Source organism: Ruegeria sp. CL7, from assembly GCF_056536445.1.
On sequence record NZ_JBQFPQ010000001.1, the window covers coordinates 1,417,858 to 1,435,199 of the forward strand.

General features: G+C 55.9%; 18 protein-coding genes and 1 tRNA gene. 10 read left to right on the forward strand and 9 right to left on the reverse strand.

Going from position 1 to position 17,342, the window contains the following annotated elements:
• Window positions 1-125: 125 nt before the first annotated feature.
• On the reverse strand, window positions 126-1,160 hold the full coding sequence (locus ACR0LI_RS07125) for an RluA family pseudouridine synthase (RefSeq protein WP_171633146.1): 1,035 nt from the start codon (window positions 1,158-1,160) through the stop codon (window positions 126-128).
• Between ACR0LI_RS07125 and ACR0LI_RS07130 the strand changes: the two genes are divergently transcribed.
• On the forward strand, window positions 1,159-1,461 hold the full coding sequence (locus ACR0LI_RS07130) for a DUF6476 family protein (protein WP_152457651.1): 303 nt from the start codon (window positions 1,159-1,161) through the stop codon (window positions 1,459-1,461). The genes ACR0LI_RS07125 and ACR0LI_RS07130 overlap by 2 nt on opposite strands.
• A 49-nt stretch (window positions 1,462-1,510) precedes the next feature.
• Here ACR0LI_RS07130 and ACR0LI_RS07135 read toward each other — a convergent pair whose 3' ends face one another.
• The 4 genes from ACR0LI_RS07135 to ACR0LI_RS07150 form a co-directional block, all read right to left on the reverse strand.
• Window positions 1,511-3,406 carry an ATP-grasp fold amidoligase family protein gene (locus ACR0LI_RS07135; RefSeq protein ID WP_480718241.1) on the reverse strand — a complete coding sequence of 632 codons (1,896 nt, stop codon included), beginning with the start codon at window positions 3,404-3,406 and terminating at the stop codon, window positions 1,511-1,513.
• 27 nt (window positions 3,407-3,433) lie between these two features.
• Window positions 3,434-4,486, reverse strand: a complete 1,053-nt coding sequence (locus ACR0LI_RS07140; RefSeq protein WP_171723464.1) for a glycosyltransferase family 2 protein — start codon at window positions 4,484-4,486, stop codon at window positions 3,434-3,436.
• Between the two features lie 22 nt (window positions 4,487-4,508).
• The gene (locus ACR0LI_RS07145; protein ID WP_171723465.1) at window positions 4,509-5,180 is read right to left on the reverse strand and encodes a class I SAM-dependent methyltransferase; all 672 of its coding nucleotides are present in this window, start codon (window positions 5,178-5,180) and stop codon (window positions 4,509-4,511) included.
• Between the two features lie 94 nt (window positions 5,181-5,274).
• On the reverse strand, window positions 5,275-7,158 hold the full coding sequence (locus tag ACR0LI_RS07150) for a glycosyltransferase family 2 protein (protein ID WP_480718242.1): 1,884 nt from the start codon (window positions 7,156-7,158) through the stop codon (window positions 5,275-5,277).
• 317 nt (window positions 7,159-7,475) lie between these two features.
• Between ACR0LI_RS07150 and ACR0LI_RS07155 the strand changes: the two genes are divergently transcribed.
• Window positions 7,476-8,573, forward strand: a complete 1,098-nt coding sequence (locus ACR0LI_RS07155) for an acyltransferase family protein (RefSeq protein WP_480718243.1) — start codon at window positions 7,476-7,478, stop codon at window positions 8,571-8,573.
• Between the two features lie 32 nt (window positions 8,574-8,605).
• On the opposite strand, the gene ACR0LI_RS07160 is transcribed toward ACR0LI_RS07155, so the two are convergent.
• Complete coding sequence (locus ACR0LI_RS07160) at window positions 8,606-9,085, reverse strand: class I SAM-dependent methyltransferase (protein ID WP_480686161.1); 480 nt, start codon at window positions 9,083-9,085, stop codon at window positions 8,606-8,608.
• Between ACR0LI_RS07160 and ACR0LI_RS07165 the strand changes: the two genes are divergently transcribed.
• The 3 genes from ACR0LI_RS07165 (at window position 9,077) to ACR0LI_RS07175 (ending at window position 10,881) form a co-directional block, all read left to right on the forward strand.
• Window positions 9,077-9,391, forward strand: a complete 315-nt coding sequence (locus ACR0LI_RS07165) for a hypothetical protein (protein ID WP_480718244.1) — start codon at window positions 9,077-9,079, stop codon at window positions 9,389-9,391. The two genes, ACR0LI_RS07160 and ACR0LI_RS07165, sit on opposite strands and share 9 nt — an antisense overlap.
• 424 nt (window positions 9,392-9,815) lie before the next feature.
• Window positions 9,816-10,568 (forward strand): TylF/MycF/NovP-related O-methyltransferase, encoded by a 753-nt coding sequence (locus ACR0LI_RS07170; protein WP_480619142.1) that lies wholly within the window; start codon window positions 9,816-9,818, stop codon window positions 10,566-10,568.
• Window positions 10,569-10,671: 103 nt separating this feature from the next.
• Entirely contained in the window at window positions 10,672-10,881 is a 210-nt protein-coding gene (locus ACR0LI_RS07175) for a hypothetical protein (protein WP_210092202.1), read from the forward strand.
• A gap of 4 nt (window positions 10,882-10,885) precedes the next feature.
• Here the strand turns inward: ACR0LI_RS07175 and ACR0LI_RS07180 are convergent.
• Window positions 10,886-10,972, reverse strand: a tRNA-Leu gene (locus ACR0LI_RS07180).
• Between the two features lie 141 nt (window positions 10,973-11,113).
• Here ACR0LI_RS07180 and ACR0LI_RS07185 point away from each other — a divergent pair.
• Window positions 11,114-11,773, forward strand: coding sequence for a DsbA family oxidoreductase (locus tag ACR0LI_RS07185; RefSeq protein WP_171723470.1), 660 nt, complete (start codon window positions 11,114-11,116; stop codon window positions 11,771-11,773).
• 39 nt (window positions 11,774-11,812) lie between these two features.
• Complete coding sequence (lipB, locus tag ACR0LI_RS07190; RefSeq protein ID WP_171633236.1) at window positions 11,813-12,469, forward strand: lipoyl(octanoyl) transferase LipB; 657 nt, start codon at window positions 11,813-11,815, stop codon at window positions 12,467-12,469.
• Window positions 12,470-12,784: 315 nt separating this feature from the next.
• Here the strand turns inward: lipB and ACR0LI_RS07195 are convergent, their stop codons facing one another.
• Window positions 12,785-13,726: a cation diffusion facilitator family transporter gene (locus ACR0LI_RS07195; protein ID WP_171723471.1), complete on the reverse strand. Its 942-nt coding sequence runs from the start codon at window positions 13,724-13,726 to the stop codon at window positions 12,785-12,787.
• An 82-nt stretch (window positions 13,727-13,808) separates the two neighbouring features.
• Between ACR0LI_RS07195 and ACR0LI_RS07200 the strand changes: the two genes are divergently transcribed.
• On the forward strand, window positions 13,809-14,231 hold the full coding sequence (locus ACR0LI_RS07200) for a MerR family transcriptional regulator (protein ID WP_480718245.1): 423 nt from the start codon (window positions 13,809-13,811) through the stop codon (window positions 14,229-14,231).
• Here the strand turns inward: ACR0LI_RS07200 and ACR0LI_RS07205 are convergent, their stop codons facing one another.
• The gene (locus ACR0LI_RS07205) at window positions 14,232-14,651 is read right to left on the reverse strand and encodes an HIT family protein (RefSeq protein WP_480489927.1); all 420 of its coding nucleotides are present in this window, start codon (window positions 14,649-14,651) and stop codon (window positions 14,232-14,234) included.
• A 305-nt stretch (window positions 14,652-14,956) separates the two neighbouring features.
• Here ACR0LI_RS07205 and ctaD point away from each other — a divergent pair, with 305 nt between their 5' ends.
• Both ctaD and ACR0LI_RS07215 read left to right on the forward strand, forming a co-directional pair.
• Window positions 14,957-16,615: a cytochrome c oxidase subunit I gene (gene ctaD, locus ACR0LI_RS07210; RefSeq protein WP_170346621.1), complete on the forward strand. Its 1,659-nt coding sequence runs from the start codon at window positions 14,957-14,959 to the stop codon at window positions 16,613-16,615.
• Window positions 16,616-16,738: 123 nt separating this feature from the next.
• Window positions 16,739-17,338: a 2-hydroxychromene-2-carboxylate isomerase gene (locus ACR0LI_RS07215; protein WP_209833399.1), complete on the forward strand. Its 600-nt coding sequence runs from the start codon at window positions 16,739-16,741 to the stop codon at window positions 17,336-17,338.
• The last annotated feature ends 4 nt before the right edge of the window (window positions 17,339-17,342 follow it).

The following is a 17,342-nucleotide window of genomic DNA, read 5'->3' on the forward strand; positions in this document are numbered from 1 at the left end:
TGTTTAGATGTTTAACATAGGATATGGGTAAGGAACCCTTCCCATTCAAGAGGTGCTGCTAACAGTCTGGAATTAATCTTCCGTTAAGGAAAGGTGAAAAGCCCTTTTTCACAGGAGTTTGCTTATTATGACAGCGGTGTCCGCAGACGTTCGACAAGGCATTGCATATCTTGCGGTAAACCGGCCTCGAACCGCAGGGATTCACCAGTGACAGGGTGCTCGAATCCCAAAACAGCGGCATGAAGTGCCTGACGGGGAAAAGCGCCTGCAAAACCGGCGGCAGCGGCAGAGAACGCTTTGGCGGACAACTTGCGCTTGCCGCCATAAACCGGGTCGCCCACCAGCCCGTGCCCCGCGTGGGCCATATGAACGCGGATCTGATGCGTTCGGCCGGTTTCAAGCCAGCACTCGATCAGGGCAAGACCCGCAGGCACTCCAAATGTCTCGACAACGCGCGCGCGTGTCACGGCATGCCGCCCGCCATGGAACAGAACCGCCTGTCTCTGACGGTCGGTCTTGTGTCGCGCAAGTTGCGTCGTAACGCGCATGATGTTGCCGGGTTCAAAGCTGATCCCTTTGACACCGCGCAACCGAGGATCGTTGGCATCCGGCACCCCGTAACACACCGCACGGTAATACCGCTCGACGCTATGCGCCGCGAACTGCTCGGCCAGCCCGTGATGCGCCGCGTCTGACTTTGCGACCACCAGAAGGCCACTGGTTTCCTTGTCGATGCGATGCACGATACCGGGGCGTTTCACCCCGCCGACGCCCGACAGATCGTCTCCGCAATGGTGGAGCAAAGCATTCACCAAAGTCCCGCTGGGTGATCCCGGCGCGGGGTGTACGACCATGCCTGCGGGTTTGTTGACGACGATTACGTCCGCATCCTCGAAGACGATCTCGAGCGGGATGTCCTCGGGGCCGATATGGCTGTCTTCGGCCTCGGCCACGACAATCGTGACACGCGCCCCTTCGGCCACCTTGGCCTTGGGGTCGCGTACCTCGGCACCGTCGATCTGTACCGCGCCCTCTTCGATCAGACGCGCAAGTCGGGTGCGCGACAGGCTTTCCCCGTCTGGTACATCGCGGGAAAGCGCCTTATCAAGGCGAGGCGGCGGATCGGCCGCGATCTGAAACTCAATCTGGCGGGTGCCCATGACTGTCCCTTCCGAACCTCAAGAACCGCAGGAAACTCCGCAACTGCGATTGCTGCGGCGGATGGTCATGCTGTTGACCGCGGTGATGATTGGCGGGGTTCTAGTGACATTCGCCCTGATTGTCATCCGCCTATCGGACCGCACACCCACCTTGCCGGATCAGATCGCGCTGCCCGACGGCGCCCGGGCGCAGGCCCTGACCATCGGGGCAAACTGGTATGCCGTCGCAACCGATGACAATCGCATTCTGATCTTTGACAAAACAACTGGAAAACTGCGCCAGGAAATCGCGGTCGAATAGGCCCTGCCACCTGTTCCGGCGGCATGAAAGATCCGGGGATTGTCCAGCCTCAGCCGGGGAACAGCCGAGTTCCGGTCCACGCAGCACCCAGACGCTGATCCAGCGCATCCGACCGCATCTTGTGCTTGCCTGACACCGGCGCCAACATGATGTCACCCAAGCAAACTCTGTCACCAACCGGGAAAAGCTCTACGCTTGCGCATTCAACGTCTTGCCCCAGGGTTTCAGCGATCCGGATCATGTCTTCAAAGCGGTCGGGCCGGGGTTCAACGGTGCTGCTGGTTGGCGAATACAGCTCATCTGCAAGGTAGTTGTAGTCGCGATCATGGAGCATCTGGATGCGCCCACGCCCCCGGTCACGGTCAACCTGCACCAGCTGCACGCGTCCGGCGATCACCCAGAATTTCCAGGTGCCGGCCTGTCGATCCCCGGCGGTCAAGTCTTCTTCGATGCAATAGAGGGGCTTTTGCTTGGCGCGCCACCATTCGCCTGTCCAGAACCCTTCGGACGTTTTTGTCTTGTGCCACGCGGCCAGCTTCTGGTTGGCATCATCGCGCTGCGTGGCATCCAGCGGGAACGACAGGGCCAGCTTGTGACCATGGCTCATCGTTCCTTTCAACCAATACTGGCCGGGCCCGAGGTCGAGTGTTTCGGGCAATGCCGGAATGTGCGCCTCCCACATGCGCTGCGGGCAGGCAAGCAATTCCGAGGCGCTGCCCACGTATTTGGACCGGTCAGAGATCAATGCATCAGGGACTTCGCCAAACAGCTTCATGACCACCAGCTTTTCGGCAAATGTCTTTGGCGCGCGCAGGTCGGGTAAAGATCGATGACTATCCGCATAGTTGTACAAAGCCATACCAAGCGCATTCAGCCTAGCAGGGTCACTGTCATAGTGTTCCCAACCGCGCGAAAAACCCACGCGCGGCGGGGTGTTGGCACCGTACAGATTGTCAGCTGCAATTGCGTCGAGATCAGCCTGTGCCGCCTTGAGATAGTCTTCCCGGTCAGAGAGCAGAGCAACAGAAACAACGCCGCCGGTGGCGTCGTGGATTTCTTCGGTCGTAGCGCGCAAGGTGGGCAGGTTTGCGGGAAACTCCACCGGTTTGAGGCCCCCTCGGCCGTGGCGCGGCAAAGGCGCGTCGCCCGGTCTCACCCCCAGGTTCCGCAAACGTCGATCCAGAAACGAATGCCGTTTGATTCCGTTTGCAATCCACCACCGCATCCGGCGTCCCCACAGATGCACGGCAAGCGTTTCCTCTTTGATATACGCGTCCCTGAACTCTCGGACGTGAATGTCATTGGCCTGCCCTGCCCGTCTGAACGGCAAAGGATAAAAGACCGGTATGGGGCTGGCATGCTTCAACTCGTCAAAATGGCGCAGAAACCATGTCATGACACCGGGGCCGTAAACACTGTGTTCCTGATCTGACGCATGAGGCAACTCACCAGCCTGTTTCAGGCGTTCCAGTTCCTTCCGCTCCTCCCCTTCAACCCAGGGGCGGATCGGAAAGGGGTCCTGGCAGTATTCGGAATACGCGTTCAACGTGGGGCTGTCGAAAGGCAGCCGCATAACAGCATTGCAGATGGTATCGCGGTTGAAATACCCAAAAACATGATCGGCCCTTGGGATCGGGGCAAGCGCCAAAACATCCGTGTCGCACCACAGAAAATCCGTTTTCTTCATCAGGTGCAATCTGAAGATATCGGATTGGGGCACCGGCGTCTTGAACTGGTTGTTCACGATGAACTGCCTGGGTTCGTGGATTTCATTTGCCGACACCAGTTCGATACCATCCGGAACGTTGTCGACTTGCCCATAGTGGAACAAAACGACCCTGTGACCGCATTCGACGAATGACAGCATGCACATCTGCTCCAGAAAGCTCAGGCTGCCTTCCATCCACAGCATCCCAATCGTCGGAAGAGAGTGATCCGCAACCATTCGTCTATTTCTCCAGGGGCTGTTTTGTCAGGACTCTGTCCGGTTTTCGTCAGTCGAAGACGGCGCGCTGGCCGACAGGCGTTCCCTTACGCCACGGTCCTTTGCGACAAAATCCACGGCCGGTTTTTCAAGAAGTTTCTGGTACAGCTCATCATACTCTGGCAGTTTCAGCAGATCGTTGATCAGGGCCTTGTGCCAGCGGAACGCTCTTCTATGTAGCCGTCGAAGCCTGTCGTCAGCGCGAAACTCTTCCAGCACCGCATCCACTTCGTCCTTGTACCGCAGGATTGTTTCATCCTTGGCACCGCCACGGTTCCAGCGGTCCCAATATTCGGTTCCAAGTGTCTGCGCGGAATGATTTGCCCGACCTCGGCTGCGCTTGGCCAAATAGGCCTGCGTGGATCTGACGGCATAGTGGTTGATCTGTGCGACTTCAAATCCAAACGGAGGCGAGACATGGTTGCCGAAGGGCGCAGGTTCCGTTGCGTGCCCTCCGGGCACGGACCGGAACACGCCGGCCTGAAGTTCGGGACGGGGGTGCGGGTTGTGCAACCCGAAACGAAGATAGAAATCGCCCTGCCTGAAGAGGGATTTGACAAACCGGCGCCCTGCCCCGCCTTGTTCGAAATCCAGCTCACAATCGAAGAACTGCCGCGTCACCAGCGTATCGCGCATAACATGCCGACCACCGTTCGAGAATATCTTCCAGGGTATGGAAATAACGTCAACGCCGGGCGTTGCCTCGATCAGATCATCAACCCTGTTATTTCCAACGTGAATATTCAGGAACTCATCCGCGTCCCCGACGTATATCCACTTTGCGTCTTTCACTACCGGCAAGCGCCGTGCCTGCCTCAGCGCAGACCGGTGTATCCCTCCGGTTCCAACCCGGTTCCTGTGAAATTCCACATGGCCCAAGTCCTGCAACCGTCTCAGAATCTGGTTGGTGCCGTCTGTACAATCATTGGTGTAGACAATGATCCGGTCAAACCCCAGCACCTTGTGATGGGCCACCCATTCCAGAATATAGGGACCCTCGTTCTTCATCGCGGTGATGAGGACTTTTTCAGGCTTTTCCATCGCTGCCACTTATCCCCGCCGCCTAGTCGTTCTGACCTTTGCTGTCATCTTGCGGGACAATCTTTTCGATGGCGATCTGTGCGCCGGCAATCGCGCGGATGCGCAACTCTCGGGGGTGCTGGCCCAGAAACTCGTTGACCGCACGGATCACCCCGTCGCCCCACCAGCCGCGGCGGTGGTAGTCGTCGAATGCCATGATCCCACCGGGTTTGATCTTGGGAAACAAAGCGGCCAGATCAGCGGTCACGCCTTCGTATGAATGGTCTCCGTCGACATAGGCGAACGAGATGCTTTCATCATCAAAAAGCTTCAACGCAGGTACCGAAAAATCGCGTATAATACCAACCTTGCCTTCTTCGATCTCGGCCTCGAAAGTCTTTACGACCTTCTGGAAGATGGCCTCCATCTTTTCGTCTTCGGTCCGACCCACAAACGCGGTTGTGTGCGATTCCTCACCGATATGCTTCCATGGATCGATCAGAAAAAGCTGACTGGGCTCGATCAGTTTCAGAATGGTCGGAGAGAACTCACCCTGCCAGACACCGATTTCTACGGCTAGGCCCCCCTTTGGCAAACGGGAAAGGAATGTGCGGCGGATTGCGTCTTTGCTGTTTTTGCGCTTGGTCGCTTTGTCAGCCTTCGGTTTCTTCTGGCTGCCGGGCGCAACACCGATAACCTTGGATTCGTTTGACATCTCGACCTCACTCGCAGACGGGTATCCCATTTACTCAGAACCCGTTTTGTTCATTGCGCCATGGCTACCACGCCACAGCCTCAAGAACCAGAAGCTATGTGTCCTTTTTGCCAAGCGGTGGCAACTTGTCGATACCAAGCCACGGTGGCTGCAAGCTGGTTATCCGGTATCGTGCAGCATTACGCCCGAGGAAACTGTTTATCGCCGCATTCATTCCCGTATACGACCCGCCTCCGTGACGGCGATAAGATGTGAACGCGATACTCCCCCCGGGCGCAAGAACCCGGTCGATCCGACGCAACAGCTGGTTCATCACCTGCTCTGCCCGCACCCCGCGGATGATGACGACGCCGACGCTTTCGTCTTCAAACAGCTTCAGCATCAAGGGGGGCAGCGCCCGGTAGACACGCAATTGTCCGGCAAGAATGGGGGCGCGGAAGTATTCCAGCAATGCATAAAACGTGCGATCCAAAGCCTGTAGCTCGGGATCCTGAGTTGCATCCGGACATGTGAAACCGTCCCATGACAGCCCCCACGGTCCTATGACCGTCAATTTCTCGACAGCGTCCAGATCAAGTATTTCTTCGATGATTTCAATCTCAACATGTCCGATCAGCACCCAATTCTTCTTACCACTGATTGATCGAAGAAAACTCTGCCGCTGGTCTTTTGTTCTTTCAACCTCCGGAGGGGCAGAAGGCAGGTAGACAGGATCCTTGGGGTCGAACGGCACCGAAACCTGTTTGGCATCCGTAATTTGCGCATGCTGCGCGGCGGCCTCTTCGTAATCAAACGAGGTTTCGAGGGCATCGAGCCGAACGAACCAAGGAAAATTGTATGGCTTGGAGTTCTCGGGCTTGGACATCTTGCCGAGCCGCGTCCATTTCGCGACCTGGGCAAATGTGATGTCCGGATCCTTGTACATTTCGGCGTTGAAAGACAGATCGCCATCTTCCATCACGCCGAGTTCCAGCGCCTTGACATAGCGCCCGCTGCGAAAGCGGCTGAACTTAGCGATAAAATCCTGCGCCACCTCGGTTTTTCTGAAGCTTGCGATGCGTTCCTTGTGAAATGCAACTGCCTGATGATGCAATTGCCCCAGAACAGTATCGGATCGCAGCTTTTCATAAACCTCCCGAAGTCGTGCAACTTTGGACAGGATCGAGGTTTCTTCGATGTCGTTATAGCAATGCAGCTTCCAGTAGGCCTGACCTGTTGCCTCCATCTTCGGATGAAAACTCGAGGTATTCACATCCCCACGCAACCGCTTCATCAGATAGCTTTCCACGGACCTCACCGCATAGTGGTTCATCCGAAAAAGCCTGCGCCCAAACCCGGCGCCCGTTGATGAATACGCCCACCCTCGTCTTCGCATGGCCGGCGGCAACGGATCACCGTCCCCGTCGACCCAGGCAAATCGATCCGCCTTGTTGGGTATCGGGCCGCGCGGTCGATGCGTGCTGATTGTGCGATACGATCCGTTGTTGCGAAAGAGCGATTTGAACGCCCGCAAGTTATGGGGGCTGACGGCGCCAAGCTCGCCCGCACGGGTGAATTGCTCGACAACGAACCTGTCTTCGAACTCGACGATTCCGTTGTGTCCGAACAACTGCCAGATTGCGGCAAATCCGTCCGCATGCGGCAATGCACGAAACAAATCGTCCAGTGTTCCGTCGCCGACGCGAATATCAAGAAATTCATCCACGTCGCAGACCAATATCCATTCGGCTTCTTTGCACCAGGGGTGTTCCATGGCGTTTACATAAGCTGAAGCCTGAGGTCCAAATTCCCACGGGCCGGGATTGTCGATATGCGCCAGAAACCCCAGTTCCTGGCACCGCTGAAGGATCGTGTCGGTGCCATCGGAACAATCGTTCGAATTGACGATAAAATGGGTGAAGCCGATCGAAAGATAGTATGCAATCCATTCCAGGATGAACGGCCCCTCGTCTTTCATCGTGGATATGACAAGTCTCATCGCGTCTACCTGTACCCGTGGCCCGCAAATTCAGGATAGCGGGAAAAAACGCATCTTTGCAGATGTATAGCGCGCATCCCTGCCTGCGGCTTTGTTACGGGCCCCGGAAATGCATTGCAAGTGGACGAGCCCGCCGGTTCAACGTCTGCCAACTCCAAACTCCGCAGACGATCGCAGCCCTGTGGGCAGCGTTCGATGCGTAGGGCTTTATGCTTGAAAACGACAATTTGATTGCCTTCGGGCGCCAACCATTTATAGCTGGCGTTCAATGTCGCCAAAGGTTTTTGGCAGCAAGGAAGCGGTATCTCGAGTGGATCATGGCAGGTAATCTTAAAGATCAAAGGGCGCATGGCCTTGATTCACTGCGCGGTATCGCTGCGTCTGCGGTCGTGTTTGTACACGCAGTGCACATTCATCCACTCGGCGTCTACTACAAGAACTGGGGTGCCGACTACTATGCGATGGGAGTGCCGCTGTTTTTCATAATAAGCGCGATGTCCATGTCGCTAGCTTATCCAAAGGGAGTGTCCTTTGATCGAAGCTGGGCCTATGCCTTGCGCAGATTTTTTCGAATTGCCCCACTCTTCTACGTGATGCTCTTTGCTTGGCTGTATATTGGGGTCCAGGCCGAAACAGGTACGATCATCAGGAATATTACATTTCTGTTCGGGTTTGTCCCCAGTGAACAAACCAGTCTTGTTCCGGCGGGTTGGTCAATCGGCGTCGAAGCTATCTTCTATCTTCTGTTCCCCTTCCTTTGGATTTGGCGGAACATTTGGTCAGCGGTGCTTCTCTTTTTGCTCGCCTGCTTGGGATGGGGGTTCGTAAACTTATCTAGTCAGGGTGAAGTTCCCGATTTTTACTATTGGACCAGCTTTTTCACGAACGCCCCGTACTTTGCGTTGGGTCTGATCGTTTGGTGCGCCTACCGTTGGACACCTAAGTCATACGAGCGCCCCGTCGGCTATCTAGCGCTCGGTGCCGGGATCGCCGGGTTGATTTACATGTATCTATTTGGCCCGGTTCTTGATCAGGCGCAAACGCTAAACAAACCGGTTCCACTCGCACTGGTTTTGGGCTGGGGCTTCGCCTTTGCAAGCCTGGCGCTATCGCAGGCGCTTCGACCTGTTTTTTTTCTCTATAACCCTTTTACCCGCTTTCTTGGAAAGATCAGTTACAGCCTATATCTGATGCATCCGTTTCTTATCTATAACACAAACCTGACCCGATGGGCCGCAACACTTACGGACAATCCGGATATTGTGGTGCCAATTGTCTGTGTTATTACCCTAGCCGTAGCGATACCCATTGCGACTGTTATCTATTATGCTGTCGAAGTTCCATTCATCCGCCTTGCCCGCCGGATAACCAAGCCTGATTTTAGAAACCCGGCTTCACAACAATTGGCGTCGTGACGGCAGAGCACGCCTACCAAAACATTGCGGATCTATAGCATCAGGGGAACAATCTCGCCTCGATTGCGGGCGATCTCGGTAATGTCAAAAGCACCGCTTTGCAGTTCAGCCTCGCCCCGAACAACCATTGCAGAGTGATTTTTCTCGATGACTTCGCGAACGATATCTGGCCGGCAGGCGCAGGACATGACGCATTGAAGCACCAGATTCGCCAGCGCCTTTTTCCCTTCGAAATAGTCGGAATTGTAATGTTCTTCCATCGTGGACCATTGCCAGTCTTCAAGGACGAAGACGCCGCCTTCCGACATGCGCGGAAAAACGAGGTTGAACGACAACAACGTTTCCGAATACTGGTGCGATGCGTCATCTATGACGAGATCAATCTTCTCGTCGCCGAACTCTGCGTCCAGCAATTCTCCGAACCGATTGATGTCCGCTTGACTTATCCCCTTGTACAGCCGCACGTTATCCTGCCGCGAGTACCTTTCGATATAGGCGTCAAGGTGAGGCAGTTCGCGCGTCGATTATTCAACTGCAACCACTTTGTCAGGCTGAAATACACGATCGAGAAGCGCCACGCTCCCACCCTGCCATACTCCGATATCGACGATATTGTTAACATCGATCTTCGAGGTGCAATCCAGTTCAGCCTCGATCATTTCGCGGGTTTTCACCAGCAGAAACTCGTTATCGTTCGATGTGATTTCGTGGTATTCCGCAATATCGACCGTGGCGAAAAAATTGACGCCGTCAACGGTACATCTGTTCCGCTCGGACTAGGCTATCGGTTGAATTTTCTTCTGTTGCGAACCGCCTGAAACTGAGCGCAACACAGTCGAGACAACTACCGTAAATTTGCTCACCACTATGCCCTTACCTGATGGCTGGTGTGCTTCATCTCCTGAAAGGCACAGGTTTACAAGCTTCCTTTACATCAAACGCAGAAAGAAAGCGCGAGGCAGCCGTTCCACGGCCTAACAAATGAGTTGGGTCCGACCATATTCGCCAAGACTGATGCTGAAGTTGGCGCAAACATTCGCGTAATTCGTAGCGTCAAAAAAGATATGTTTCATTCTGGACGTCAAAGCTGAGAGTTAAGGCACGTCTGAGTTGAAAAAAACGCAGTTGACAGGAAATGTGCCTCCATTTGACCAACCCTATAGGCGATTTCCAGCGAATCTTGTTGAAACTTCACAGCTGAGAGGTCAGAACCAGCCAGACATCTATGCAAGGTTATAATCTATGCTCGCGGAACTTCGGGAACAATATCTGACCACGGTTGCCCGTGCCCTGGATGGCACGATCTATGAAGACCCACCAATTCTGTTTGGAGACACCAAACCGGATTATGACTCCAAAAACCGTGAATACGGCTGGGATTGGCCGTCTGTTGCTTTCACTATGGTGGGCAGCAAGAGATTGGCCAATGTTCGCGCCATGGTGGAATCCGTCATCGGCAACCAGGTTCCCGGCGATTTTGTCGAAACCGGAGTATGGCGTGGCGGTGCCAGCATCTTTGCGAAAGCGGTACTCTTTACATATGGCCAGAATGACAGACGTGTCGTTCTGTGTGACTCTTTCAAGGGGTTGCCCGAGCCGAATGAAGAACTGTATCCTCACGACAAGGGGTCTGATTTCCACAAGTACGATGCCCTGGCCGTGTCAGCCGATTCTGTAAGGGCAAATTTTGAAAAGTTCGGGCTTTTGGACGATAATGTCGTGCTCATCGAGGGCTTTTTCAAGGACACTATGCCACTGGTGCCCAGTGAGCAGATTGCAGTGCTGCGTCTTGACGGCGACATGTATGAATCAACCATAGATCCTTTGCGGCACCTCTTCGGCAAGGTCTCGAAAGGTGGTTGGATCATCGTTGACGACTATCACGTGGTTCCCGCAGCCAAAGCTGCCGTTCATGACTATCTTGACGAAGTGGGCTATCAGCCACCCGCGATCAACGAAATCGATGGTGTGGGCGTCTATTTCCAAAAGGTCTAGAGAGGACCGGGCCTTGGGTTCAGGTCACGGGTCAGGTTGCGCCCGTCACCTGAACACCTGAAATGTCACACTCAGCGAGACTGCGGCCTGTTCGTGTTTCAGAATGGCCGACCAAGAAAATACCCTAGGGGTGCTACCGGGCAGAAACCTCGGCATTCCGATGAACGTCCAAAATGCGGAACTGATTCAAGTTCTGAAAGCGGATCTTTCACATGGCACCTCTGTCTTCGGCAACCCTTTCGGACGTCGCACAGTGGGCACCACACCGAATGCAATCTTCGCACCCGCCCTCAACTACCTGTTCTTTCTCTGAAAGTTGGTGCGGTCGAGAAGACTCGAACTTCCACGGGAGTTACCCCACAGCGACCTCAACGCTGCGCGTCTACCAATTCCGCCACGACCGCACTGCCAATGACTTGGTAACGCGGCGTATAGACGTTGGTGCGCGCGATGTGAAGAGGCAAAAACGCAGTGGTTTAAATTCCTTCGCCACGGGCATATCTCTCCAGTGGACAACACGCTATTGACCTGACAGGAGCCACACAATGCCACCGCCCGATAACCGCCCGATCGTTCAGATCGATATCGTCTCGGATGTTGTGTGTCCCTGGTGCGTTGTCGGGTTTCGACAGCTTGACATGGCGTTGCAGCAACAGGGTGTCCTTGCCCGGCTTCGCTGGCATCCGTTCGAGTTGAACCCGGACATGCCACCCGAAGGCCAAAACCTGCGTGAACATATCATGGCGAAATACGGCTCGACCGCCGAGCAAAGTCAGCAGGCACGGGACAAGCTTACCTCGATCGGGGCCAAGCTCGGCTTTGCCTTCAACTTCGACGATGACAGCAGAATGGTGAACACATTCGCGGCGCATCAGTTGCTGGATTGGGCGGAATCAGTCGGCCGACAGCATCCTTTGAAACTGGCTCTGTTCGACGCATATTTCACAGCGCAGCGGGATGTTTCCGATATGGATGTTCTGCTGGAGGCTGTTCGATCCATCGGGCTGGACGCGGATACGGCGCGACAAGCGCTTGAAAGCGGAGAACACATGGCCCCGGTGCGTGAAAAGCAGCTGTTCTGGACCAGCCGGGGCATTTCAGGCGTGCCATCCATGGTTTTTGGCGGGAAATACCTGCTGACCGGCGCGCAGGGGTCTGAAACCTATACCCAGGTGCTGCAACGTTGCCTGTCCGAGGCCGCCTGACCCCTTTTCTTGACCGATTCAGACGGATATGAGACCGGCATGGAATGGAAAATCACCGATGGTCTGACCAGCTATGACGACGCCGTTGCCTTTATGGAGGCGCGCGTCGCCGCAATCGCAAATGGCGAAGCCGAAGAATGTGTCTGGCTGCTGGAACACCCGCCGCTGTATACGGCCGGCACTTCGGCCAAGATCGAGGATCTGACCGACCCCGATCGTTTTCCGGTTTACGCAAGCAAACGCGGCGGCGAATACACCTATCACGGGCCCGGTCAACGTGTGGCCTATGTCATGCTGGACTTGAACAAACGTGGTCGCGACGTGCGTCAGTTTGTGAAACAGCTGGAGACCTGGGTGATCTCGGCGCTGGCAGAATTCAACGTGCAAGGCGAGATCCGTGATGGGCGCGTAGGGGTTTGGGTTCGGCGTGATGACAAGCCGTTGACAGTGACCGGCAAACCGGCAGAAGACAAGATCGCCGCCATTGGACTGCGCCTGCGCAAATGGGTCAGTTTTCACGGAATCTCGGTGAATGTCGAACCGGATCTGGAACATTTTTCCGGCATCGTCCCTTGCGGGATCAGCGAATACGGCGTGACCTCATTGGTCGATCTGGGCTTGCCGGTAACGATGGCAGACCTTGATGCCGCGCTGAAAAAGACATTCGCAGACGTTTTTGGCCCTGTGGCGCCCTGAATCCATCTGTCGATCACTGCGCAGCGAATCGCTGCGCGCCTCTGTTGCAAACAACAATCCCTGTGGCCGGCTGGCTCTGTTTCCCATGCGTAAGGCAATTAACCCTGAATTCGATGGATTTATGGAAGTCTTTAAGCATTTATTAACTCAGGTAGATACAAAGACCCTGTTAACGAGTAATATGGAACTGCCAATCAAGAGTGAGTGGTATGTTAACCGGTGATCCAGGGCTCGCCCTCGAAATCCGAGAAGTGTTTGGTTACGAGTCTGCCGTTCCGACCCCAAATCGGAACGGCAATTCTCTTTCAGACACTGCTATTCTTCCTGATGGCCAAATCGGGACGAACCGACGCAGGCGCGGTCGGCCTGTTCCAGTTCGAGCGTCGCATGCCCCACCCCGAAACGAACTTGCAGCGTCTGCCTGACACTGTCCCGTACCATTTCGGCATCTGCCCACGCGTTCGCATCGATGACCAGATGCGCCGTCAGCGCGGGCTGCCGTTCCTGCATGCTCCACAAATGCACGTGATGCACTTCGGCCACCCCATCCGTTTCTTCGATCGCCGCGGCAACCTGCTCTGGCTCTAGGTCGGGCGGAGCGCCCAGCATCAGAACGCGGACCGTCTCGCCTATCTCTTCTTTGACATGCCACATGATGTAGACCGAGATCAGGATCGTCACCGCCGGGTCCACCCATGTCCAGCCGAACAGGATCACTGCGGTGCCCGCTACGATCACGGCGATTGATCCCAAGGCGTCCGCAACATTATGGATGAATGCGGCCCGGATATTCATGCTGTCCTTGGCCATAGTATACGTCAGAGCAGCGGTTATGAGATCGACCACCAATGCCAGCGCGGCGACCCAGACCACAAGCCATCCGTTGATCGGCTCGGGTTCAAAAAACCGCATGACGCCTTCGTAGAACAGATAGACCGACAACACGATCAACGTGGTGTAATTGACCAAGGCCGCAACGACTTCGGCCCGGCCATAGCCAAAGCTCATCCGTGGATCGGCCGGACGCCGTGCAATCTTGCGGGCAAAAAACGCGATGATCAACGCAACAGCATCCGAAAAATTGTGCAGCGCATCGGCAATCAACGCCAGAGAACCCGAAATGATGCCCCCGATGACCTGAGCCAATGTCAGGAACATGTTCACCGCAATCGCCCAGGCGACGCGCGCATCGCCAGCGTCTGGATCAATGTGGTTGTGTTGGTGACCATGCCCGGTGTGGGAATGCTGGTGTGCCATATCGTTTCATGTCCCTTGTTACGGCTTCCCAGAGCATGTAATTCCTCTAGCCACTAGAGGTTCAAGGGGTCAAAACCGAAAAATGTATTCGATCGGGGACTTATCGCGCCGAACCGGAGTGAAAATTCCGACAATCCGGTTCTATGAAGACAAAGGCCTGTTGCCCAAGCCAGAGCGAACGCCGGGCAATCAACGCCGGTATGACGATACCGCGTCGAAACGGCTGATCTTCATTCGCCATTGCCGTGATCTGGGATTGCCACTGGCCGACGTCGTGGGCTTGCTGTCCCTAGAAGGCGCGTCTGGCAGCGACCTTAACCGGGCGCACGAAATTGCCCAAAAACAACTGGCCGATCTCCGGGACCGGATCGCCCGTCTGCAAAACCTCCAGGCTGAACTGACCCGAATTTCAGCGGCCTGCGACGGGCAGCACGATCATGTCTGTGCCGTGCTGCACGCGTTTCAGGATCATGGCGAATGCATGGGGCCCCATGGCGCCGAATGATCAGACGAGAGCGGCGCTGATCTTTTTCGCGTGTTCACCGATAAGCTCGAAATCCCCCATCTTGCCCGGCGGGCGCATGGAAACCCCTTCGTGGCGCGGCAGGACGTGGAAATGCAGGTGGAAGACTTCCTGCCCGCCTGCCGCCTCGTTGAATTGCTGAATAGTCACCCCGTCCGCGTCGAATGCAGACTTGACCGCCCGGGCCATCTTCTGCACCGTTTTTATAACCGCCGTCAGTTGCTCGGGCGTGGCATCCAGTACGTTGCGGCATGGTGTTTTGGGGATCACCAAAAGATGCCCGTCCACGCGCGGCATGATATCCATGAAAGCCAGCGTTTCATCATCCTCGTACACGCGCATGCACGGGATTTCTTCGCGCAGGATTTTGGCAAAGATATTGTCGGGGTCGTAATCAGCCATCTCAAACCTCTGGATTGCGGGTGTTGGCACAGTTCTGAGACGCACGCGGGCAACGGTCAAGGCGGAACTCTGCCCACGCCCATGCCGCATCGACAGTCCGGGCTTGAATTCTTATCCGCCATGCCCAGATACCCAACGTTAAAGGCCGGAAAACCGTGCAGCACCCGCGTGCCCGCGACAATTAATCTTGATCCAGATCAAACTCGGCCATTGAAGGTGCCCTCTTCACATTCTAAAACCAGCAGGAATCCCGCGCGTTGGAGAGGTCCGACTGCGCGGTGCAGTTGCAACAGGAGGCACCTATAATGGCAGACGCAGCCATTCACGGTCACGACCATGAAGATCAGCGCAGCTTTTTCCAGCGCTGGTTCATGTCGACCAACCACAAGGACATCGGGATTCTGTACCTGGTCGTTTCGGCCCTTGCCGGTCTGATCTCGGTGGCGATGACCGTTTACATGCGGCTCGAGCTGATGCACCCGGGCGTTCAGTACATGTGCCTGGAAGGCTTCATGGCCGACCCATGTACCCCCAACGGACACTTGTGGAACGTGATGATCACCTATCACGGTGTTCTGATGATGTTCTTCGTTGTCATCCCTGCCCTGTTCGGCGGATTTGGCAACTATTTCATGCCGTTGCAGATCGGTGCGCCGGACATGGCGTTCCCGCGGATGAACAACCTGTCCTTCTGGCTGTATGTCGCCGGCACCTCGCTGGGTGTTGCCTCGCTGCTCAGCCCGGGTGGTAACGATCAGCTCGGCTCGGGTGTGGGCTGGGTTCTGTATCCGCCGCTGTCGACGACCGAAGGCGGTATGTCCATGGACCTGGCGATTTTCGCCGTGCACGTATCGGGCGCCTCCTCGATCCTCGGCGCGATCAACATGATCACCACCTTCCTGAACATGCGTGCCCCGGGCATGACCCTGTTCAAGGTACCGCTGTTCAGCTGGTCGATCTTCGTCACCTCATGGCTGATTCTGCTGTCGCTGCCGGTTCTGGCAGGCGCGATCACCATGCTGCTGATGGACCGCAACTTTGGCTTCACCTTCTTTGATCCGGCCGGTGGCGGTGACCCGATCCTGTATCAGCACATCCTGTGGTTCTTTGGTCACCCGGAAGTTTACATCGTGATCCTGCCCGGTTTCGGCATCATCAGCCACGTGATCGCCACCTTCTCGCGCAAGCCGATCTTCGGCTATCTGCCGATGGTATGGGCGATCATCGCAATCGGCGTGCTGGGCTTTGTCGTGTGGGCGCACCACATGTACACCGTCGGCATGTCGCTGCGTCAGCAGGCCTATTTCATGCTGGCCACGATGGTCATCGCGGTTCCGACGGGGGTCAAGGTGTTCTCGTGGATCGCCACCATGTGGGGCGGCTCGATCGAGTTCAAGACACCGATGCTATTCGCCTTCGGCTTCCTGTTCCTGTTCACCGTCGGCGGTGTGACCGGTGTGGTTCTGTCGCAGGCCGGTGTCGACCGTGCCTATCATGACACTTACTATGTTGTGGCACACTTCCACTACGTGATGTCGCTGGGTGCTGTCTTCGCGATCTTTGCTGGGGTGTACTTCTACTTCAGCAAGATGACGGGCCGTCAGTACTCTGAGTTCTGGGGCAAGGTTCACTTCTGGCTGTTCTTCATCGGCGCCAACCTGACCTTCTTCCCGCAGCACTTCCTGGGCCGTCAGGGCATGCCGCGCCGCTACATCGACTACCCCGAGGCATTCGCCCAGTGGAACTTCGTTTCGTCGATCGGCGCATTTATCTCGTTCGCCTCATTCCTGCTGTTCTTCGGTATCGTGTTCTACGCCCTGTTCCGTGGCGCGAAAGAGACACGTCCGAACCCGTGGAACGAATACGCGGATACGCTGGAATGGACCCTGCCGACGCCGCCGCCCGAACACACGTTCGAGCAGCTGCCCAAGCAGGAAGACTGGGACAAAGGCCACGCGCACTGATCCCGATCTGATCCAAGGAAACCCCGCCCACGTGGCGGGGTTTTTTCGTTTCCACCTCTGCCGGTTCGCCAAGTGTACCAAAATCCGCTATGATACCCGCACAGAACAGTCGGAGGATCGGCAATGCCGGAAATCGACTTTTGGTATTCAATCGGCAGCACTTACAGCTTCCTTACCGTGATGCGTCTGGACGACTGGTGCGCTGAACATGACGCCACCGTTAACTGGCGGCCCTTTAATGTGCGCACGGTCATGTCAGCCCAGCAGAATATCCCGTTCGCCGGAAAACCCGAAAAATCCGCATATATGTGGCGTGATATCGAACGGCGCTGTGCCAAGTATCACATCCACGCCAGCCTGCCCGCACCCTATCCGATTTCCGATCTTGCCCTGGCCAATCAGGTCGCTTTGCTTGGCATGACGGATGGGTGGGGCAAGTCATTTACCCAGAACCTATACCGCATCTGGTTCGAGGATGGCGTCGAGGCGGGCAGCGAAAGCGCCCTGTCCGAAGCTTTGCTACGGTGCCAGCAGGACCCTCGTCTGACACTGGCCCGCGCGCGCAGCCCGGATATCGTCACCGCGCTGGAAGCTGAAACAGACGTCGCCGTGAAACTGGGTGTTTTCGGCGCCCCCAGCTTCGTGGTGAGGCAAGAGGTGTTCTGGGGCGACGACCGTTTGGATGACGCCTTGTCCTGGGCGCGTGTGGGCCACGTGGTCTGATCAA